At 71.1% G+C, this 18,461-nt stretch carries 22 protein-coding genes; 5 read left to right on the top strand and 17 right to left on the bottom strand.

Annotated elements, in window-relative coordinates:
• Positions 1 to 10: 10 nt before the first annotated feature.
• The 3 genes from KV100_RS04215 to KV100_RS04205 all read right to left on the bottom strand — a co-directional run bounded on the left by KV100_RS04215 (position 11) and on the right by KV100_RS04205 (position 2,615).
• The gene (locus KV100_RS04215; protein WP_220341639.1) at positions 11 to 1,222 is read right to left on the bottom strand and encodes an SPFH domain-containing protein; all 1,212 of its coding nucleotides are present in this window, start codon (positions 1,220 to 1,222) and stop codon (positions 11 to 13) included.
• An 80-nt stretch (positions 1,223 to 1,302) separates the two neighbouring features.
• Entirely contained in the window at positions 1,303 to 1,761 is a 459-nt protein-coding gene (locus KV100_RS04210) for an NfeD family protein (RefSeq protein ID WP_220341638.1), read from the bottom strand.
• A gap of 65 nt (positions 1,762 to 1,826) precedes the next feature.
• Complete coding sequence (locus KV100_RS04205; protein WP_220341637.1) at positions 1,827 to 2,615, bottom strand: ABC transporter ATP-binding protein; 789 nt, start codon at positions 2,613 to 2,615, stop codon at positions 1,827 to 1,829.
• Between the two features lie 101 nt (positions 2,616 to 2,716).
• On the opposite strand from KV100_RS04205, the gene KV100_RS04200 reads away from it, so the two are divergent.
• Both KV100_RS04200 and serB read left to right on the top strand, forming a co-directional pair.
• The gene (locus tag KV100_RS04200; protein ID WP_220341636.1) at positions 2,717 to 3,472 is read left to right on the top strand and encodes a hypothetical protein; all 756 of its coding nucleotides are present in this window, start codon (positions 2,717 to 2,719) and stop codon (positions 3,470 to 3,472) included.
• A 29-nt stretch (positions 3,473 to 3,501) separates the two neighbouring features.
• Positions 3,502 to 4,749 (top strand): phosphoserine phosphatase SerB, encoded by a 1,248-nt coding sequence (gene serB / locus KV100_RS04195; RefSeq protein ID WP_220341635.1) that lies wholly within the window; start codon positions 3,502 to 3,504, stop codon positions 4,747 to 4,749.
• Here serB and KV100_RS04190 read toward each other — a convergent pair.
• Positions 4,725 to 5,234, bottom strand: a complete 510-nt coding sequence (locus tag KV100_RS04190) for a histidine phosphatase family protein (RefSeq protein WP_220341634.1) — start codon at positions 5,232 to 5,234, stop codon at positions 4,725 to 4,727. The two genes, serB and KV100_RS04190, sit on opposite strands and share 25 nt — an antisense overlap.
• 3 nt (positions 5,235 to 5,237) lie before the next feature.
• Entirely contained in the window at positions 5,238 to 5,453 is a 216-nt protein-coding gene (locus KV100_RS04185) for a dodecin (protein WP_220341633.1), read from the bottom strand.
• A gap of 42 nt (positions 5,454 to 5,495) precedes the next feature.
• Between KV100_RS04185 and KV100_RS04180 the strand changes: the two genes are divergently transcribed.
• The gene (locus tag KV100_RS04180) at positions 5,496 to 5,840 is read left to right on the top strand and encodes a DUF3099 domain-containing protein (RefSeq protein ID WP_220341632.1); all 345 of its coding nucleotides are present in this window, start codon (positions 5,496 to 5,498) and stop codon (positions 5,838 to 5,840) included.
• Complete coding sequence (locus KV100_RS04175) at positions 5,827 to 6,048, top strand: acetone carboxylase (protein WP_220341631.1); 222 nt, start codon at positions 5,827 to 5,829, stop codon at positions 6,046 to 6,048. Before KV100_RS04180 ends, KV100_RS04175 begins: the two co-directional genes overlap by 14 nt.
• Here the strand turns inward: KV100_RS04175 and moaA are convergent.
• Positions 6,045 to 7,079 (bottom strand): GTP 3',8-cyclase MoaA, encoded by a 1,035-nt coding sequence (gene moaA, locus KV100_RS04170; RefSeq protein WP_220341630.1) that lies wholly within the window; start codon positions 7,077 to 7,079, stop codon positions 6,045 to 6,047. The two genes, KV100_RS04175 and moaA, sit on opposite strands and share 4 nt — an antisense overlap.
• Positions 7,080 to 7,148: 69 nt before the next feature.
• Here moaA and KV100_RS04165 point away from each other — a divergent pair, with 69 nt between their 5' ends.
• Positions 7,149 to 8,063 (top strand): SURF1 family protein, encoded by a 915-nt coding sequence (locus tag KV100_RS04165; RefSeq protein WP_220341629.1) that lies wholly within the window; start codon positions 7,149 to 7,151, stop codon positions 8,061 to 8,063.
• Here KV100_RS04165 and KV100_RS04160 read toward each other — a convergent pair.
• From KV100_RS04160 to KV100_RS04110, 11 genes are all read right to left on the bottom strand, one after another.
• The gene (locus KV100_RS04160; RefSeq protein ID WP_220341628.1) at positions 7,995 to 8,759 is read right to left on the bottom strand and encodes an SDR family oxidoreductase; all 765 of its coding nucleotides are present in this window, start codon (positions 8,757 to 8,759) and stop codon (positions 7,995 to 7,997) included. The two genes, KV100_RS04165 and KV100_RS04160, sit on opposite strands and share 69 nt — an antisense overlap.
• Complete coding sequence (locus KV100_RS04155; RefSeq protein WP_220341627.1) at positions 8,756 to 9,547, bottom strand: enoyl-CoA hydratase/isomerase family protein; 792 nt, start codon at positions 9,545 to 9,547, stop codon at positions 8,756 to 8,758. The genes KV100_RS04160 and KV100_RS04155 overlap by 4 nt, the downstream gene beginning before the upstream one ends.
• A 32-nt stretch (positions 9,548 to 9,579) precedes the next feature.
• Positions 9,580 to 11,181: a ribosomal protection-like ABC-F family protein gene (gene abc-f, locus KV100_RS04150; protein ID WP_220341626.1), complete on the bottom strand. Its 1,602-nt coding sequence runs from the start codon at positions 11,179 to 11,181 to the stop codon at positions 9,580 to 9,582.
• 96 nt (positions 11,182 to 11,277) lie between these two features.
• Entirely contained in the window at positions 11,278 to 11,775 is a 498-nt protein-coding gene (locus KV100_RS04145) for a peptidylprolyl isomerase (RefSeq protein WP_308291393.1), read from the bottom strand.
• Positions 11,776 to 11,939: 164 nt separating this feature from the next.
• The gene (locus tag KV100_RS04140; protein ID WP_220341625.1) at positions 11,940 to 14,747 is read right to left on the bottom strand and encodes a LysM peptidoglycan-binding domain-containing protein; all 2,808 of its coding nucleotides are present in this window, start codon (positions 14,745 to 14,747) and stop codon (positions 11,940 to 11,942) included.
• A gap of 28 nt (positions 14,748 to 14,775) precedes the next feature.
• Positions 14,776 to 15,843, bottom strand: a complete 1,068-nt coding sequence (locus tag KV100_RS04135; RefSeq protein WP_220341624.1) for a hypothetical protein — start codon at positions 15,841 to 15,843, stop codon at positions 14,776 to 14,778.
• Positions 15,840 to 16,493: a hypothetical protein gene (locus KV100_RS04130; protein ID WP_220341623.1), complete on the bottom strand. Its 654-nt coding sequence runs from the start codon at positions 16,491 to 16,493 to the stop codon at positions 15,840 to 15,842. Before KV100_RS04130 ends, KV100_RS04135 begins: the two co-directional genes overlap by 4 nt.
• A gap of 53 nt (positions 16,494 to 16,546) precedes the next feature.
• A complete protein-coding gene (locus tag KV100_RS04125; RefSeq protein ID WP_220341622.1) occupies positions 16,547 to 17,323 on the bottom strand; it encodes a TadE/TadG family type IV pilus assembly protein in 777 nt (258 codons plus the stop codon).
• Positions 17,320 to 17,805: a TadE family protein gene (locus KV100_RS04120; RefSeq protein ID WP_220341621.1), complete on the bottom strand. Its 486-nt coding sequence runs from the start codon at positions 17,803 to 17,805 to the stop codon at positions 17,320 to 17,322. The genes KV100_RS04125 and KV100_RS04120 overlap by 4 nt, the downstream gene beginning before the upstream one ends.
• On the bottom strand, positions 17,802 to 18,218 hold the full coding sequence (locus tag KV100_RS04115) for a TadE family protein (RefSeq protein ID WP_255566007.1): 417 nt from the start codon (positions 18,216 to 18,218) through the stop codon (positions 17,802 to 17,804). Before KV100_RS04115 ends, KV100_RS04120 begins: the two co-directional genes overlap by 4 nt.
• A gap of 23 nt (positions 18,219 to 18,241) precedes the next feature.
• Positions 18,242 to 18,454 carry a hypothetical protein gene (locus tag KV100_RS04110; RefSeq protein WP_220341619.1) on the bottom strand — a complete coding sequence of 71 codons (213 nt, stop codon included), beginning with the start codon at positions 18,452 to 18,454 and terminating at the stop codon, positions 18,242 to 18,244.
• Positions 18,455 to 18,461: the final 7 nt, after the last annotated feature.

Raw genomic sequence — 18,461 nt, 5'->3', positions numbered from 1 at the left:
TGAGCCCCGCTCACTGTCGTCCCGTGGACCCGTCTTCCCAGATCTTGGTGGTGTCGTCCTCCCAGCCGGCAGCGCTCTCACCCTGCACGGCGTCCGGAGTCGGCGCGTCCTGGGCCGGCGCCTCGGGAGCCGGCACGTCCTGGGCCGGCGCCTCGGGTCCGTCGGAGAGCACCCGTGGCGGGACATCCGGAGCGGAGGCTTCCTTGGCGGCCTCGAGCGCCTCGCTGACGGCGCGGTGGGCCTCCGAGAGGTTGGGCCGAGCACTGGCGTCGGTGACCGGCTCGTCGTAGGACACCCGGGTCTTGGGTCCGTCGACGGCCGTCGGGATCTGACCGACTGCTGCTCCGAGCCCCTTGAGAGCGTCACCGACCTCGCTGGGGATGATCCACAGCTTGTTGGCGTCGCCCTGAGCGATCGCGGGCAGCATCTGGAGGTACTGGTAGGCGAGCAGCGACTGGTCGGGCTGGCCGTCGTGGATCGCCTGGAAGACGGTGGCGATCGCCTGGGCCTCGCCCTGCGCGGTCAAGATCTGCGACTCCCGCTTGGCCTGGGCGCTGAGGATCTGACCCTCGCGGTCGCCCTCGGCACGCAGGATCTGCGACTGCTTCTCGCCCTCGGCCGTGAGGATCGCGGCCTGCCGGCTGCCCTCGGCCTGGAGGATCGCGGCGCGCTTGTCGCGGTCGGCCCGCATCTGCTTCTCCATCGAGTCCTTGATGGACGGCGGCGGATCGACTCCCTTGAGCTCGACACGGTTGACCCGGATGCCCCACTTGCCGGTCGCTTCGTCGAGGACGCCACGGAGCTTGGTGTTGATCTCGTCGCGGCTGGTGAGGGTCTGCTCGAGCGTCATGCCGCCGATGATGTTGCGCAGCGTGGTCATGGTCAGCTGCTCGATCGCCTGGATGTAGTTGGCGATCTCGTACGTCGCGGCGATGGGGTTGGTGACCTGGAAGTAGATGACCGTGTCGATCGAGACGACCAGGTTGTCCTCGGTGATCACCGGCTGCGGCGGGAACGACACGACCTGCTCGCGAAGGTCGATCTTGAACGACACCTTGTCGACGAACGGCGTGATGACGTTGAGCCCGGCGTTGAGCGTCGTCTTGTACTTGCCGAACCGCTCCACGATCCCTGCCCGGGCCTGCGGCACGATCTGGATGGACTTCGCGAGCGCCACGACGACGGCGATCACGAGCAGTGCCAGGACGATCAGGGCTGCCATGCTGTTTCGTTCCTTGCTCTTCGAGGACCCGTGACCCGGAGACTAGCGCAGACCCGAACACAACCGAAGCCGGCTCCTGGCTACGCCTCGGGGTAGACGACGGCGGTCGCGCCGTCGATCTCGAAGACGGCGACGCGTGCGCCCTCCTCGATGACGACCGCAGGGTCGTAGGACCGCGCAGACCACGTCTCTCCCCCGATCTTGACCTGCCCGGTGGCGGCGTCGACAGGCGTCAGCGCGACCGCGCTGGTGCCGATGAGGGCCTTGGTGCCGGTGGCGAGCTCCGGCCCGCGGTGGAGGTGCCTGACGATCGAAGGCCGCGCCAGCAGCAGCATCGCGAGCGAGACGGCCGTGGCCACCAGGGCGGAGACCGCGAACGGCGCCCCGACGGCAGCGGCGAAAGCACCGGAGAACGCGCCCACCGCGAGCATCAGCAGCACGAGGTCGAGGCTCAGCAGCTCGGCCGTCGCCAGCAGAAGACCGGCGCCCAGCCAGCCGGCCCATCCGTTGTCGGCCAGCCAGTTCCAGAACGCGTCCATAACAGGACTCTATCGGGCGCGCGGGTGATTCCGGCGGTTCCCGCGACCTGAGGGCAAGACGACGGTCAGCGAGGCGCGCGACGAGCGGCGTACCGACCGTCGCGGACCTCGAGGATCAGCGGCATCTGGAAGGTGATCGTCAAGTTCTGCGCGGTCAGCGTCTCCTCGATCGGCCCCTTCGCGGTGACCTTGCCGTCGCGCAGCATGAGGACGTGCGTGAAGCCCGGCGGGATCTCCTCGACGTGGTGCGACACGAGGACGAGCACCGGCGCCTCGGGGTCGCGCGCGAGCTTGCCGAGGTTGGAGACCAGATCCTCGCGTCCGCCGAGGTCGAGACCGGCAGCAGGCTCGTCGAGCAGGAGCAGCTCGGGATCGGTCATCAGCGCGCGGGCGATCAGGACACGCTTGCGCTCGCCCTCGCTCAGCGTGCCGAAGGTGCGTCCCGCCAGTCCGTCCACACCCATCAGCCGCAGCAGCAGCATGGCCTGGGCCTCGTCGAACTCCTCGTACTCCTCCCGCCAACGACCGGTCATGCCGTACGAAGCGGTCAGCACGGCGTCGAGGACGCGCTCACCACGGGGGATGCGTTCGGCGACCGCCGCGCTCGTGTAGCCGATGCGGTGACGCAGCTCGAAGACGTCGACCGCGCCGAGGACCTCCTCCAGCACCGTCGCCACGCCGGACGACGGATGGATCTGCGTCGAGGCGATCTGAAGCATGGTCGTCTTGCCGGCGCCGTTGGGTCCGATGACCACCCAGCGTTCGCCCTCACGGACGGTCCAGCTGACGTCGTCGAGCAACGTGGCGGTGCCGCGTCGTACGGAGACGTCGGCGAGCTCGAGCACGGGCGCCATGCACTACTCCTGGCCGTTCTGGGGTGGGCGTCCCAAACCTACGGCACCCGTCGTCGCAGTGCCTGACGCGGGTTACCACCTGACGTCCTAGGCTCGTCGTCGTGCCTCCTCTGACCCGCTCCGCGCGCTGGGTGTGCTGGTTCAACTCCTGGCTCGCCGGCGCCGCGCCGCTCGAGACCGCGGTCGACTCCGTGCGCGCCGAGGACGCCGCCCACCACGTGCTCGCGGACACCGACGGACCCGTCTCCCCCGGGGGCGACGCCACCCCGGTGGCGGAGACCTTGCTGCTCGCGTGGGGCGCCTTGCGCCGTGCCGGGGCCACGGGCGCCAGCCTCGCGCTCCCCGCGCCGGGAGACCCGTACGGACTGGCCGGGCCGGCGGCGTTCACCGCCGCCGCCACCGATGCCGGCGAGGCCGTGGTCGTGGAGGGCGCCGGTGTCGGCCTCGTGCCGGAGGTCGTCGGGAGCGGCGTCTTCTGGCACTTGTACGAGGCCCGTCCCGTCTCCCCCACTGCGGGGGTCGCCGAGGCCTCGCGCGAGCTGCGGACCGAGCTCGCGACGGCCGCCGACGAGCTGCTGTCACTCGACGTCGCCCGATGGCGCCCCGAGGTGCGTGAGGCCCTCTCCGACATCAGGGACGTGACCGCGCCCTCCCTGGCGCCGGGGTACGACCCGCGAGCAGCGCAGCTGACCGCGACCGCCCTGCGGTGCCTGGCGATCGCCGAGCTCGCCGAGGACACCGACTCCGCGGCGGTCACCGTCTGGGAGTCCGACACCCGCGCGGTCCACCTGCGGGCGCTCGCGCGGGCCGCGCGGCACGCGCTGGTGGTGGCGTGCAGCGCGGGTCGACCCCGCTGACCGCACGCACGATGGCCTAATCTCGTGCCGTGAACGCGCCTGTCCCCACGCCGACCGCGCCGCTCGACGCTCCCACGGTCTCCGTGACGCTGCTGGGCCGTGACCACGCCGGCGTCACCGCTCGTCTCTTCGAGGTCGTCGCGCCGTACGAGGTCGAGGTCATCGACGTGGAGCAGATCGTGCTGCGGGGCCGGCTCGTGCTCGCGGTGCTGCTCACCGAGCCCGCGGACCGCGAGGCGTTCGAGCGGTCGGTGGCCGACGTCGCGTCCGAGCTCGACATGGACCACGACGTGTCGTACGGGCAGGGTGACAACCGCGGGCGCCGCCGCGGCCGTAGCCACGTCACCGTCCTCGGCGCCCCTCTGCTTCCCAGCCAGTTCTCCGCGGTGACGGCTCAGATCGCCGCCGCGGGCGGCAACATCGACCGGATCGTCCGGATGGCGCGCTACCCGGTGACCGCGATCGACCTCGACGTCTCCGGCGCCGCACCCGAGGCCCTGCGCCGTGCCCTCGCCCTGGAGGCGGCGCGTCAGGGGGTCGACGTGGCGGTGCAGCCGCTCGGCATCCACCAGCACGCCCAACGGCTCGTCGTCATGGACGTCGACTCCACCCTCATCCAGGGCGAGGTGATCGAGATGATCGCCGCCTATGCGGGGTGCGAGAAGGAGGTCGCCGAGGTGACGGCGGCGGCGATGCGCGGCGAGCTCGACTTCGCCGACTCCCTGCGCGAGCGCGTTGCCCTCCTCGAAGGCGTGGACGTCTCCGTGCTCGGAGCCGTCTACGAGTCGATCCAGCTGGCGCCCGGCGCTCGGACGATGATCCGGACGCTCAAGCGGCTCGGCTACCGCTTCGCCCTGGTCTCCGGCGGCTTCACGCAGATCATCGACACCCTCGCCGCCGACCTGGGGATCGACTACTGGGCCGCCAACACGCTCGAGGTCCGCGACGGCCGTCTGACGGGCCGCGTCGCCGGCCCGGTGATCGATCGGGCCGGCAAGGCTGCGGCGTTGCGGCGGTTCGCGGAGCAGGCGGGCATCACGGTCGCGAACACCGTCGCGATCGGCGACGGCGCCAACGATCTGGACATGCTCGCCGAGGCCGGGCTCGGCATCGCGTTCAACGCCAAGCCCGCCGTGCGGGACGCGGCTGACGCGTCGCTGTCGGTCCCCTACCTCGATGCGATCGTCTTCCTCCTCGGCATCACCCGCGAGGAGATCGAGGCCGCCGACGCCGAGGTCGCCGAGACCGACCCTCAGCCCGGAGACGGCGCCAGGTAGTCCTCCAGCCGCATGGTCCGCGGGTCGATGTCGGCCCACTCGCCGTCGTACGTCATCACTGCCGCCGCCGCGGTCGGGAAGCCCCGATCCCCATAGGCCGTCCACGCGGCGTTGCGGGTCCCGTCGTGCAGCATCCACACGAGATCGCCCATCGCCGGGTTGTGCCCGACGACGATCACCGTGACCGGCGCGTCGTCGAGGATCCGGACCTCCTGGAGGACCCCGTGCGCGCTCGCCTCGTAGAGCGCACCCGGGTACGTCACGTGGTCCTCACCCAGGCCGAGGGAGCGGTTGAGCTCCTCGAACGTCTCCCGCGTCCGCACCGCCGGCGAGACCAGAGCCCTCGTCGTCCCGGTGACGAAGTCGGCGAGCTGCTCGCCGCGTCGGCGCGCGTCCGCGCGCCCGCGCGTTGTCAGCGCCCGAGCGGCGTCTGACGGCGCGGATCCCTCGGCCTTCGCGTGCCGGACCACGACGAGCTGCTTCACCGCCTACTCGTCGTCCTCGAGGCGGAACCCGATCTTGAGAGTCACCTGGTAGTGCTCGACCTGGTCTCCCTCGATATGGCCGCGGATCCCTTCGACCTCGAACCAGTCCAGGTGGCGCAAGGTTCGGGAAGCGCGCGAGATGCCGTTGGTGATGGCCTCGGTCACGCTCTCGGACGAGGTGCCGACGATCTCGGTGATGCGGTAGGTGCGGTTCGTCATGCTGCCCATCATGCCGCTGATCGGCTGGCGTACCGTGGGGGGATGGAGGATCGTCACGACGACCCGGTCGCCATCACGACCGCCCAGGTCGGACGCAGCGAGGAGCTTCGCCACCGGCAGAACCGCTATCTGGTGTCGATGCTGATCCGTACGGTCTGCTTCATCATGGCCGTCGTGGTCACCGGCTGGGCTCGGTGGGTCTTCATCGCCGGAGCCCTGATCCTGCCCTACGTCGCCGTCGTCTTCGCCAACACCGCGCGCCGCAGACCGACCGACCAGGCCGACGTCGTCCGCCCGGAGCCGATCGGCGAGCTCGGGACCGGCCCCGTGACGAAGCCCGCCGCCGACGACTCCTCCCCCGAGACAGGACGCGATGACCGAGACTGACCCCGCCGCCGACGCGCCCCTCATCTGCTCGGCGAAGGGTTGCGAGAGTCCCGCGCAGCATGCACTGCTGTGGAACAACCCCAAGATCCACACGTCCGACCGGCGCAAGACCTGGCTGGCGTGCGACGAGCACGAGGCGTCCCTGCGTCAGTTCTTGTCCGCCCGTGGGTTCTGGAAAGAGACCCAGCCGCTCTCGGACGGCCTCTAGCCGCCGATCGCCGACATCGGGCGGCTGGGCTGCAGGAAGTCGACGTCGTCGATCCCGTGGCCGGGCAGCTTGGTCCACAGCGCGGCACGCCAACGGTCGGCGATCTCCGTGTCCGACGCCCCTCCCCGCAACGCCGCTCGAAGGTCTGACTCCTCGCGGGCGAACAGGCAGTTGCGGACCTGACCGTCGGCGGTCAGGCGTACGCGGTCGCAGTCTCCGCAGAACGGTCGCGTGACCGACGCGATGATGCCGACCGTGGCCGGTCCGCCGTCGACGAGGAACTCCTCGGCGGGAGCGGAGCCGCGCTCGCGGTCGGCCGGCGACAGCTCGAAGTGCGGCGCGAGGCGCTCGAAGATCTCGTCGGCGGTGACCATCGAGCCGCGGTCCCACCCGTGCTGGGCGTCGAGCGGCATCTGCTCGATGAAGCGCAGCCGGTATCCGCGTTCGAGGCACCACGCGAGCAGCTCCGGTGCCTGGTCGTCGTTGATGTCGCGCAGCAGCACGGCGTTGACCTTGACCGGAGCCATCCCGGCCGCCTGGGCTGCCGCCAGCCCAGCAAGGACGTCCGCGTGCCGCTTGCGCCGGGTGATCCGCTCGAACGTCTCCGGCCGGATCGTGTCGAGGCTGATGTTGACGCGGTCGAGCCCGGCGGCCGCCAGCGCCTGCGCCGTGTGCTTGAGCCCGAGACCGTTCGACGTCAGCGAGACCGTCGGCGACGGGGAGAGCGCCTTGGTCGCCGAGACGATGTCTACCAACCCGCGGCGGAGCAGGGGCTCACCTCCCGTGAACCTGACGTCGGTGATGCCGAGCTGCTCCACGCCGATCGTGACCAGGCGGACGACCTCGTCGTCGGTCAGCGTCTCCGCCGTCGGCATCCAGTCGAGGCCCTCGGCCGGCATGCAGTACTGGCACCGCAGGTTGCAGCGATCGGTCAGCGACACCCGGAGGTCGGTCGCGACGCGTCCATGTCGGTCGGCGAGCCCTCCTCGGGTCTCGTCCGGGGCGTGCTGCACGACGGAGTCGGCGGTCATGCCGTCAGTCTAGGCAGGACAACGGCCCTCCCGCCCGGGGCGCGTGGACCAGTTCGCTACCGTCGTGTTGTGTACAGGTTCCTGCTGACGCGACGTTGGATCGCCTTCGCGCTCTTCGTCGCGCTCCTCTCCGGGGTCTGCATCTGGCTGGGATTCTGGCAGTTCGGCAGGGGGGACCTGCGTGAGGCCCGCAACGAGCTGACCCGGCACAACATGGTCTCGACCCCCGTCGCGCCCGACGAGCTGGCGACCAGCGACCCCGACGCGTCGCAGCAGCACGAGTGGCGGCGGGTCGAGGTGACCGGGACGTACGACACCGACGCGCAGGTCGTGGTCAAGTACCGCACCCGCGAGCAGCGCGGGCCCGGCGTCGACGTCGTCACCCCGCTGCGGACCGATGACGGTCGCGCACTGCTCGTCGAGCGCGGGTGGGTGCCGTCGGCCAACACGACGGGCGCCGAGGTCGACATCCCGGAGCCTCCTGCCGGCGAGGTGACCGTCCTGGGCTGGTGGCGGGCCGACGACCACGTGCCCCTGTCGGCGACCCAGCCCGACGAGGGCCAGGTCCGCGCCATCTCGACTCTCGGGATGGGGCAGGCGCTCGACTATCCGTTGTACGAGGGCGGCTATCTGGCGCTCGAGGAGCAGAAGCCGGCCACCGACGGGTTCGTCGCCCCCGAGGGGCCCGAGCTCGGCAGCGGGCCGCACTTCTTCTACGGCGTGCAGTGGTGGTTCTTCGCGGCCCTGGCCCTCGGCGGGTTCGGGTGGTTCGCCTGGGCCGAGGCCCACCCGCGTGGCCCGCGCAGGGCCGGTCACGCCAGACCGGGCCAGCGTTCGGTGCCCGCGGCGCGTGCCGCCGCCGAGCGCGCGGCTGCGGCACGCGACGGCGGCAGCCGTCCGACGGCACCGCCGGCCTCAGAGCGCGCGGATGGCGCCCCCGTCGACCGGCAGCATCACGCCGGTGACGTACGAAGCGGCGGGTGACAGCAGGAACGCCGCTGCGGCCCCGAACTCCTCCGGGCGCCCGTATCGCCGCAAGGGGATCGACTCCTCGTGCGCGGCACGCGCTGCCGCCGGGTCCTGCGCCCGACCGTCGAGATAGCGCACCCGCTCGGTGTCGATCCGCGCCGGGAGCAGAGCGTTGACGCGTACGCCGTGAGGTCCGAGCTCGTCGGCCAGCTCCTTGACCAGCATCGCGAGACCCGGGCGCAGCCCGTTGCTGATCGCCAGGCCCGCGATCGGCGCCCGGACCGACGACGAGAGCACGAGCGCGATCGCGCCGCCGTCACCCAGCTCGGGGGCGACCTCCCGCACGGTCCGGACGGCGCCGAGGAAGACCGACTCGAACGCCGCGCGCCACTGGTCGTCCGTCACGTCCATCACCGTGCCGCCCGGTGGACCGCCGACGCTCAGGACCAGGCCGTCGAGCCTGCCGAACCGGTCGCGGGCTGCCGCGACGAGCGTCCCGGGCGTCGCCGGATCGGCGTTGTCGGCCGCCACCCCGACGGCATGCTCCGCACCGAGACGGTCCACCGCAGCCTCCACCGCGTCCGCGTCGCGCCCGGAGACGACGACGTCGGCTCCCAGGCCGACCAGCGCCTCCGCGGTCGCGAACCCGAGCCCGCGGCTGGCACCGGTGAGGATGAAGACACGACCCGTGAGGTCGTACGGGGTGCTCATCGTGCGGTCACCAGCTCGATGAACCGCTCGCGCTGCGCACGCCGCTCCGCTGCGGTCTGCGCGGCCAGGTCGTGATCACCCGCGCTCTGGAGCAAGCCCTTGGTGGCGCTGACGGCGTGGTGCGGCGCCGCCGTCAGCGCGGCGGCCAGCTCGGCCACGCGGGCGTCCAGCCCCTCGACCGGGACGATCTCCTGCCCGATCCCGAGCGCGTGCGCCTCCTGGGCGGAGACCCACCGTGCGGTTGCGCAGATCTCGAGCGCACGGGCGTAGCCGACGGCGTCCACCAGCGGCTTGGTGCCGGTGAGGTCGGGCACCAGGCCGAGCGCGGGCTCCTTCATGCACAGCTGCGCGTCGTCGGCCAGCACCCTCAGGTCGCAGGCGAGCGCCAGCTGGAAGCCGGCACCGACGGCATGTCCCTGCACCGCGGCGATGGAGATGAAGCGCGGGTCCCGGAGCCAGGTGAAGCCCTCCTGGTAGGTCGCGATCGTCGCGTCGAACTCCTCCGCGGTTGCGGCGGCGAGCTGAGGGAAGGACGCCTCGCCCTCGATGCCGCTCGGCGACAGCATGGCCCGGTCGAGGCCGGCCGAGAACGAGGCGCCCGCGCCGCGCAGCACCACGACACGGACGTCGGGCTCCACGGCGGCACCGACTGCCGCCAGCCCGCGCCACATGGCCGGAGTCTGCGCGTTGCGGACGTCAGGACGGTTCAAGGTGACCGTGAGGACGGCGCCGTCGACGGCGAGCTCGAGGCCCGCCTCGGCCAGGGTCTCAGGAGAGGGATACGTCATGGGGCGAGGCTATCCCCCGCCCTGGTCGCCGCTCAGGCGAGGCTGATGAGCTCCTGGTAGTCGGCGGTCCAGAGATCCTCGACACCGTCGGGGAGGATGAGCACCCGGTCGGGCTGGAGCGCCTCGACCGCCCCCTCGTCGTGGGTGACGAGCACGATGGCGCCCTCGTACGAGCGGATCGCCCCGAGCACCTCCTCGCGTGACGCGGGGTCCAGGTTGTTGGTGGGCTCGTCGAGCAGGAGCACGTTGGCCTGGGAGACGATCAGGGTCGCGAGTGCGAGCCGGGTCTTCTCGCCGCCCGAGAGGACCTTCGCCGGCTTGTGCGCGTCGTCACCGCTGAAGAGGAACGCTCCGAGCACGCTGCGTGCCTGGGTGTCGGTCAGGTTCGGGGCCGACGACTGCATGTTCTCCAGGACGCTCCGATCGAGGTCCAGGGTCTCGTGCTCCTGGGCGTAGTAGCCCATCTTCAGTCCGTGTCCCGGACGGATCTCGCCGGTGTCCGGAGTGTCGAGGCCACCGAGGATCCGTAGCAGCGTCGTCTTGCCGGCACCGTTGAGTCCGAGGATGACCACGCGGCTCCCCCGGTCGATCGCGAGGTCGACGTCGGTGAAGATCTCCAGCGAGCCGTACGACTTCGAAAGGCCCTCGGCCATCAGCGGCGTCTTGCCGACGGGCGCCGGGGTCGGGAAGTCGATCTTGGCGACCCGGTCGGACGCGCGCTCGCCCTCGAGGCCGGCGAGCATCTTCTCGGCGCGGCGCGCCATGTTCTGCGCGGCGGTCGCCTTCGTCGCCTTCGCCCGCATCTTGTCGGCCTGTGCCATCAGGGTCGTGGCCTTGCGTTCTGCGTTGGAGCGCTCGCGCTTGCGACGCCGCTCGTCGGTCTCGCGCTGCTCGAGATACTTGCGCCAGCCCATGTTGTAGACGTCGATCTCGGCACGGTTGGCGTCGAGGTGCAGCACCTTGTTGACGACGTCCTGCAAGAGCACCACGTCGTGGCTGATGACGACCACACCGCCCTTGTACGACATCAGGAACGAGCGCAGCCACCCGATCGAGTCGGCGTCGAGGTGGTTGGTCGGCTCATCGAGAAGGAGCGTGTCGGCACCCAGGAAGAGGATGCGCGCGAGCTCGATACGGCGACGCTGGCCGCCCGACAGAGTCTTCAGCGGCTGGTCGAGGACCCGGTCGGGGAGCCCGAGGCTCGCGGCGATGGTGGCCGCCTCCGACGCCGCGGCGTAGCCACCGCCGGCGTGCAGCTCGGCATCGGCACGCGAGTAGCGGTTCATCGCACGGTCGCGCACCGCGTCGTCCTCGGAGCCCATGTCGATCTCCGACCGGCGCAACGTTCGATAGACCTCGTCGAGACCGCGAGCCGACAGGATCCGGTCGCGTGCACTCTGCTCGGGGTCTCCCGTGCGGGGGTCCTGCGGGAGGTAGCCGATCGTGCCTCGTCGGGTGATCGTCCCCGCGGTCGGGTCGCCGCCCTCACCGGCGAGGACCTTGGTCAGCGTCGTCTTGCCGGCGCCGTTGCGTCCGACCAGACCGACCTTGTCTCCATCGGTCACCTGGAACGTCGCACCCGCCATGAGGACCCGGGCACCCACGCGCAGCTCGAGGTCGTGGACGCTGATCATGGCGGAGCTGCTCCTGGGAGTGGAAGAAGGTGAGGGGGAGGGCACCGACGCCCTCGGAGCCGAGAACCCGGCCACCGACCAGTGTACGGAGTGGTGTCAGTCCGCCACGACGACGGACTCGACCACGACCGGCTCGACGGGCAGGTCCGACTCGGTCGGAACCGCGGAGATCTCGTCGACGATCGCCTTGCTCGCGTCGTCGGCGACCTCGCCGAAGATCGTGTGCCTGCCATCGAGGTGGGGGGTCGGCACCGTGGTGATGAAGAACTGCGAACCGTTGGTGCCGGGGCCTGCGTTGGCCATCGCCAGCAGGTACGGGCGGTCGAAGGTGAGGTCGTCGACGATCTCGTCCTTGAACTCGTATCCGGGCCCGCCCGTGCCCGTACCGAGCGGGTCGCCTCCCTGGATCATGAATCCCGGGATCACCCGGTGGAAGATGGTGCCGTCGTACAACGGCTCGCCCGCCTTCTCGTCCCCCGACTCCGGGTCGGTCCACGCCTTCTCACCGGTCGCGAGCCCGACGAAGTTCGAGACGGTCGTGGGCGTCTTGTCGGCGAACAGCGTCACGGTGATGTCGCCGCGGTTGGTCTTGATCGTCGCCTGATCCGCCGAGAAGGAGACGTCGGCGTCATCGGCCTTCTCATCGGTTCCGCAGCCGGCGAGGAGGACCACGGTGAGGGCAGCGACGATCCACGGACGAAGACGCACGACGAAGACTCCTGGTGTGACGAACGACGAGACGGGAGACGAGACGGACGTCAGGCTACGCCACGGCGATAGCCCGGCAGAATCTCGTCGACGAGCGCCTCCGTTCGTGACGTCACGCCGAGAGGTGAGCCGTGGGCGGCGACCGCCGCGTACATCTGGTCGGCCACGACCATCGCGTCGTGGCGACCGCTGAACCGCAGGGCGAGCCGCATCGCTGCGCACCACAACGCCTCGCTGGCCGGGAGTGCGGCGAGCCCTGCGAGGAGCGCGTCCCGCGCACCGTCGGGATCGTCGGCGTTGCTGCACTCGGTGGCCAGCGCTGCGGACGTCATCTCGACGGCGAGGGCGACGTCGTCCTCGATGCTCAGGTGGGCCAGCCAGGCGTAGCGGCCTTGGGGGGCGTCCTCGAAGGCGGGCCCGCGGACCAGCGACATGGCGGTGCGCAGTGCCGGGACGCGCGACCGGCTGGCGACGGCGCGGTTGAGCGCCGCCCGGAACCGGTCCCAGTCGCAGGCGAGCGACGATCGACGGATCGACCACACGCCGGCGTCGTCGGCGAGCACCGGCTCGCCGGCCGCGGTCGACCCGAGCCACTCCGCGACGCACGCGAGTGTCGCGTCACGGGTCGTCGGGTCGACGCCGCGGGGCCAGAGCGCACCGGTGAGGACGTTGACGTGGACGCCCTCGGGGTGCAGGGCCAGGTAGGTGACGATCTCCGAGAACAGCTCACGCCGCTCTTCCTCGAGTGGCCCCGTGGCGCGGACGTGGACCGGCCCGAGCACGTCGACGGAGACGACGACGGGATCGTCGTCGCCGGTGGCGAGCACGGCCTCCTCCACCACGAGCGCCTCGGCGAGCTCCTCGATCCGCACCGCCGCGGGCTCCGCCGGGAGCTCGAACAACGTGGCGAGACCGCGGTAGGCCTCTGGCGCGAGCTCCTGTGCAGCGACGTCGACGGCCAGCGGGCCGCTGACGAGCCGGCCCTCCTCGGTCGCGGTCAGCCGTGCGGCACCGTCGGGGCAGTCGCCGACGACGACGGCCGCGAGCGCGACCATCGGGTCGGCCGCCCACGCACGCAGGCGCGCGAGGGACGCGGCGTCAGGGACGCCGGAGCAGACCACGAGCTGGAGTCGGACCTCCTCGGGGCGCTCGGCGACACGCCGCGCCTCCTGCACCGACTCCACGCCGTACGCACGGCAGGTCGCGCGCTGGTCGTGGGCGACATTGTCGAGTGCGTCGAGCGCTCGATCGATGTCGCCGACGGCGCGCACGTTGCCGATCCCCGCGACGTCGTCGGCGAACCCGACCAGCGTCACCACCGGGGCGTCGGCCCACGGGTGGGTGGCTGTCTCCACCGCGAGACTCATCGCCACGCCGCGGGCGACGTCGGGGTCGCCACCGAGAGAGACGACGCCGTCGTACGACTCGAGGTCGAGGAGCAGCACCGCGCCGTCGTCGCGGACACCGGCACACACGAGGCCGGGCAGGGCCGAGGGCGACGTGGACGACACGTCCGCGTCGCGAGGGAGCATCCAGGTGCGCGCGTCGCCGGTGGTGGTCCATCCGGCGGGGAGCGCACGCTCCGGCTCGGTTCGGAAGGCGATGACGAGCCCGTCCGACGACAGCGCGGCCTTCGCCACGGGGGGCAGCGCCGTCGCGTGCAGTCCGCGGACCGCGCCGGCCAGCCACTGGCCGTCCTTCGGGGCAGCCTCCTGCCTCAGACCGGCCTCCACACGCGACGCGATGTCCACCTGAGGGGTCGCCGCGGCGGGTTTCGACCCGCGTGGCCGATCGCCTCCACCTCCTGGGGTCGAGGCGCGGCGGCGCCGCAGGGCCAGCAGCGCACCCGCCAGGGCGAGACCGCCGGCGACCCCGAAGACCGGGGCCCACTCCCCCACGCCCGACCGCGGCGCGGCGTCGTCGACCACGCTGCCGGCGCCACCCCCCGCACCCTCCGCGCCGCCCGCCTGGGCCGCGTCGGAGTCCGCACCCGAACCTTCGGCCTGCGAGGTGCCGTCGGGCGCCGACACGGGCGGCGTCACGTCGTCCCGGGTGGCCTCGACGACCTTCAGACCCGGTCCGCGGGCGTCGTTGGGCATCTTCATGACCCATCCGGGGTGGATGAGGTCGGGATTGGTGAGCGTACGACCGTCGGGCTGGACGGCGTCGCGGTTCATCGCGTAGATCTCCTTGTAGCGGAACCCGTCTCCCAGGTAGCGCTCCGCGATGTCCCACAAGGTGTCGTAATTGCGGTTGTTGGGCGGCTTGACGTCGTAGTACGTCGTCACCTCGCCGCCGCGCTGCTCCGCCTTGGTCGCTCGCGCGAGGTCGGAGGCGGCGGGACGATCCGCGTCGGCGGTGCGCTCGACCGTCTGGGCCTGCGACGCGACGCGCTCGACGCCGGCCGGGCGGTGCTCGGGGCCGGCCTGGGTGGCGTTGGCGCCCGGTGCAGCGAGGGTGGCGGTGCCGACCAGGAGCACGAGGGTCGTCACGAGCTTGCGCGCCAAGGCCTGCGTCCCGATCCCGCCGCCGGGGACGCGTGGCGCGAGGCCTCGGTGCCGGACCTCTGCGGCGGTCTCGACGACGAGGCAGACGAGGAAGTGCAGCCACGCGAGCCAGACGATGGCAGCGAGGACGCTCATCAGGACGTCGGTCGTCAGTGGCTGCTTGATCCAGGCGGTGTCGGGGAGCGCGTCGGGCCACGGCGCTCCGAACGCGGTCCAGAGGGCCCAGGGCACGCCCACGACGAGGGCGAGGATCGCGATCAGCGCGACCAGCCCGCGAACGACCTCGCCACCGCGCCCACCCTGCTGGGGAGCCACGGGGAGACGGTTGTTGCTCCTCTGGGTCACGGTCATCGCCTTCAGTCCTTCAGTTGCGGGGCGGTCAGTACAGGACGATCGGAGGCTCGTTGGGCGCCTGGACCTCCTGGACGGGCAGAGCCTGCGTCGCCGTCATCTCGAATCCGTTGCCCAGCTCCTCTGTCGGGCTCCCGATCCCGAAGGTGATCCTCCACCTCACCGTCACGGTGACGGGGTAGGCGGAGACATAGACCTGCGGGAGCTCGGGCGCGTCAGCGTCCGCGTAGGCCCTGGCGGTGGCCGACGAGCGGGTGAACGTGATCCTGCAGTCGGACGGCTGGTCGGCGACCGACGCGCCCTCTTCGTAGACGAGCTCGTCAGGGGTGCAGGTGATCGGCTCCATGTCGGTCTGGTGCGGGTCGATCACGATCTCGGTCGCCTCGGCGACCATGTGCAGATCGTCACCGGGGCGCTCGAGGCGGACCTCCCGGTACGGGGCCCCCAGCGGGTTTCCCGCGAAGGCGCCTTCGGCGACCGGGTCGCTGGTCTCCGGGTCGACCCACGCGAAGGTGAAGAAGGTCGGGTATCCGACGAGGGGCACCGTCGAGGGCTCGGGACGCATCATCGGCACGGGGAGTGCGGTCTCGTCGCCGGTCACGCGCTGCCACAGGAACCTCATCAGCCCGTTGTTGGGGGGCGTGATGTCTGCACCGTTCGGCACCCACTCCAGCGAGATCGTCAGGTGCATGTCCCTGCCGCCCGCGTAGGTGTCCCAGTTGATGTCCTCGATGCAGCGCTTGAGCAGGAAGCTCCCCTCGCCGGGATCGGGGTTGGGGGGAACCTCGATCCACGGCGGTGGATCGGAGTAGCGGCACGGGACGAACTCTTCGCCTCCGAAGCGTTCGCGCAGCGTCTCGTCGTTGCCGCCGCCGCGCGCACAGGAGGACCCCATGCCCGTGCCGCTCGCGTACACGGTGCAGTCCGCGATCTGCGCCTGCTGCGGCGGCGAAGAGTGAGTCGGCGTCCCTCCGCCACCACCACCCCCCACTGCGGGCGGCTTGCCCCATCCGTCGACGGCCCACACACTCGAAGGAGGTGCGATCAGCGCGCCGATCAGGATGATGATGGACGCGAGCGTCCGGCGGCGGGTCATCGCGGTGCCCCAAGCTTGCATGGTCCAGACGGCTCCACCGCCGTCAGCACCCACCGGTCGCCTGTCGACCTCATCGAGATGGCGAGAGCCTCCCACTCGTTCTTGCGGCGGTCGATGAACCTCCGAGTCTTGGCATCGACCCAGGAGATTGAGGGAGACCATCGGCACAGTCGAACGGTGGACGCCTTCGCATCACCCTTGAGTCGGCCGACATGCGCGACGGGCTTGGAAGGGACAGTCCAGCCGTTCTTCTTTGCATCGTTCACAGCACCGGCGAAGAAGCGACTCAGATCGCGGGAGAGCACCGCGCGCAACTGCGCGGGAACCACATGCTCACGCTGGGAGTACGCGCTCCCGGCGACGAACGTCTTCAGCACCTCCACGCGCGCGTCGCCCGCGCGGCCACCGGTGAAGGTCATCTCGATCCCCGGGAACGGGTTCGGCGGGGCGGTCGTCGCGGCTGCTGTCGGCGTCGGAGACGGCGTCGAAGACGTGGCGGTCTCGCTCGGTGTCGGGGTCGGGTCGGCCGTGGCCGAGTCGTCTTCGGAGCTGCACGCGGACAGTAGGAGCACCGCCGCCGCGGCGGTCATGATCCATCGCAGATGCACGCCCGAGACCCTTCCGCGTCTGTTCTGGAGATCCGACACCAAGACCGCACAGTATCGGGTTGGAGGCTCACCCGTGAACCCTTCGCCCCCAGGCGTCAGCCCTCGGCCGGTGGACAGGTGGGGATCGTCGAGGTCGGCGTCGTGCGGGTCGGTGTCGGCGTCTCCGTGGGGTCGGTGCCGTCGGGCGGATCCTCCGGCGTCGAGGTCGGCGGCGACTCCGAGGCCTCCGGGTTCTCGTCCTCGTCCTCGTCCGGGTCCGGGGTGCGGCACTCGTCGATCGGCGACGGCGACGGCGGAGACCACGACGAGATCGGCAGCTCGTCCTCGTCCTCGTCATCATCCCCGGGGCCGCCGGGCGGCGCCACGCTCGGCGGTTCGAGCGTGCTGACCTTCGCGTCGTCGGGTGCGTCGATCCCGGAGACCGGACGCGCCTGCGCGACACCGCTCGCGGTGAGCGTCTCGCGCCCGATCATCCCGATGATGATCGCCGAGCGGGACACCTCGGTCTCGACCTCCACCGCGCTCGTCCGGCTGCCGTTGATGGTGACGTCGCGGATCGCGGCGCTGCACCGTACGAGTGTCGAGTCCCCGGCCTGTGCCTGCTCGCAGTAGTTGCGGGCGGCCGAGAGAGCGGCCGAGCTGATCAGGTTGAGCGACGGGTCGGCCACGTTGACGGCCTGGGCACCGGCGCGGGCGGCCTCCTGGGCGTACGCGATCGCGATGCCCTTGGCGTTGAGCTGGCGTCCGCCGTCGATGACCATCCCGGCCAGGAGCAGCAGCCCCACGCTCACGATGACGACGAACGGGGCCACCGACCCCGCCTCGTCGCGCCGCGCAGCCACCCGGCGTACCCAGGTCTTGACGCCCGTCATCGGTATCCCCGGTATCGGTCGAGCGGGCTGGTGAACGAGCGCTGAACCTCGATCTCCCAGAACGGGAAGAAGCTGAGATCGGCCGTGCTCAACGTGCACGTGACCGTCACGGTCACCGACGCCACCTCGTCGGCGGCGTCGGGGTCAGGGATGGTGAACGCCTTGCCGTTGAGCACCGGCGCGCCGGCACTCGCGCTGTCGCGACAGCTCTGCGGCGCGTCGTCCATCGTCGAGGTGACCGTCGTGGCGGCGATGCTCGCGACCGCCCCGCGATCGTTCTGAGCCGTGGCCGCGCGGGCGGCGTCCCGAGCCGCCTGGTCGACCAGGTTCTCGGCCTGCGCATAGCGGGCGAACGCGACGATGAGCATCAGCAGCATCATCATGAACGGTGCGAGGATCACGAGCTCGAGGCTCGAGGCGCCCCCGTCGTCCCGGGTGCGCCGCAGTCGACCACCAGCACCGCTCCCCCGGCCAATCGTCACGGCGCCACGCTCCGCGGATCGACACGGAACTGCTCGAGGGTGGCGTCGGCCGATTGCACCACGGTGACCCGGCCGCCCAGCGGGAGCACTGCCTCCCCCTGGACGACCATCGTGACCCGGCCGGTCGTCTCGTCGATCGAGCCGTCGGCCTGCACCGCGTCGAGCCGCCCGAGCTTGCCTGCGTAGCCGACGCTCAGCTCCTCGGCACGCGTGAGGTACGAGCCGGCGTTGGGGTTGTCACCGGCCAGACGGAGGTACGAGACTCCCTCGCGCGCCGCGGTCTGGGCGACGTTGCGGGCGTACATGTAGAGCCCCATCTGGATGGTGGCGAAGACGAGGAGCAGCAGCACCGGCGCCACGATCGCGAACTCGACCGCGCTCGCGCCCCGCTCCCCACGGCCACCACGCCCCAGGCGCCCGTGCCCGACGGGACGGCTCAGCCGCCCTCGTTGATCTTGTCGATGTTGCTGTCGACCACGTTGTTGATCGCCACGCCGATCAGCAGCGCGGCGGCGACGACGATCGCCGAGATGATCGCCCACTCGATCGCGGAGGCTCCGATCTCCGACCGACCCTCGCGCCGCATCTGCGCGGCACGCGCACGGACTCGCGAGATCATCACCTGAGCGGCCAGCACCTGTGAGTACATGTGTTTC

This window comes from Mumia sp. zg.B21 (genome assembly GCF_019550855.1).
In the GTDB taxonomy this organism is placed as follows: domain Bacteria; phylum Actinomycetota; class Actinomycetes; order Propionibacteriales; family Nocardioidaceae; genus Mumia.
Note: the sequence above shows the minus strand (reverse complement) of the source record. Positions and strands in the feature narration are given on the sequence as shown.

Bases quoted from the DNA above. Each gene is read 5' to 3' on its own strand.
- KV100_RS04210 (WP_220341638.1), bottom strand. From the start codon at position 1,761: ATGGACGCGTTCTGGAACTGGCTGGCCGACAACGGATGGGCCGGCTGG.
- KV100_RS04215 (WP_220341639.1), bottom strand. From the start codon at position 1,222: ATGGCAGCCCTGATCGTCCTGGCACTGCTCGTGATCGCCGTCGTCGTG.
- KV100_RS04110 (WP_220341619.1), bottom strand. From the start codon at position 18,454: ATGTACTCACAGGTGCTGGCCGCTCAGGTGATGATCTCGCGAGTCCGT.
- KV100_RS04155 (WP_220341627.1), bottom strand. From the start codon at position 9,547: ATGACGTATCCCTCTCCTGAGACCCTGGCCGAGGCGGGCCTCGAGCTC.
- KV100_RS04140 (WP_220341625.1), bottom strand. From the start codon at position 14,747: ATGACCGTGACCCAGAGGAGCAACAACCGTCTCCCCGTGGCTCCCCAG.
- KV100_RS04185 (WP_220341633.1), bottom strand. From the start codon at position 5,453: ATGACGAACCGCACCTACCGCATCACCGAGATCGTCGGCACCTCGTCC.
- KV100_RS04205 (WP_220341637.1), bottom strand. From the start codon at position 2,615: ATGGCGCCCGTGCTCGAGCTCGCCGACGTCTCCGTACGACGCGGCACC.
- abc-f (WP_220341626.1), bottom strand. From the start codon at position 11,181: ATGATCAGCGTCCACGACCTCGAGCTGCGCGTGGGTGCCCGGGTCCTC.
- KV100_RS04125 (WP_220341622.1), bottom strand. From the start codon at position 17,323: ATGACGGGCGTCAAGACCTGGGTACGCCGGGTGGCTGCGCGGCGCGAC.
- KV100_RS04175 (WP_220341631.1), top strand. From the start codon at position 5,827: ATGACCGAGACTGACCCCGCCGCCGACGCGCCCCTCATCTGCTCGGCG.
- KV100_RS04135 (WP_220341624.1), bottom strand. From the start codon at position 15,843: ATGACCCGCCGCCGGACGCTCGCGTCCATCATCATCCTGATCGGCGCG.
- KV100_RS04180 (WP_220341632.1), top strand. From the start codon at position 5,496: ATGGAGGATCGTCACGACGACCCGGTCGCCATCACGACCGCCCAGGTC.
- KV100_RS04160 (WP_220341628.1), bottom strand. From the start codon at position 8,759: ATGAGCACCCCGTACGACCTCACGGGTCGTGTCTTCATCCTCACCGGT.
- moaA (WP_220341630.1), bottom strand. From the start codon at position 7,079: ATGACCGCCGACTCCGTCGTGCAGCACGCCCCGGACGAGACCCGAGGA.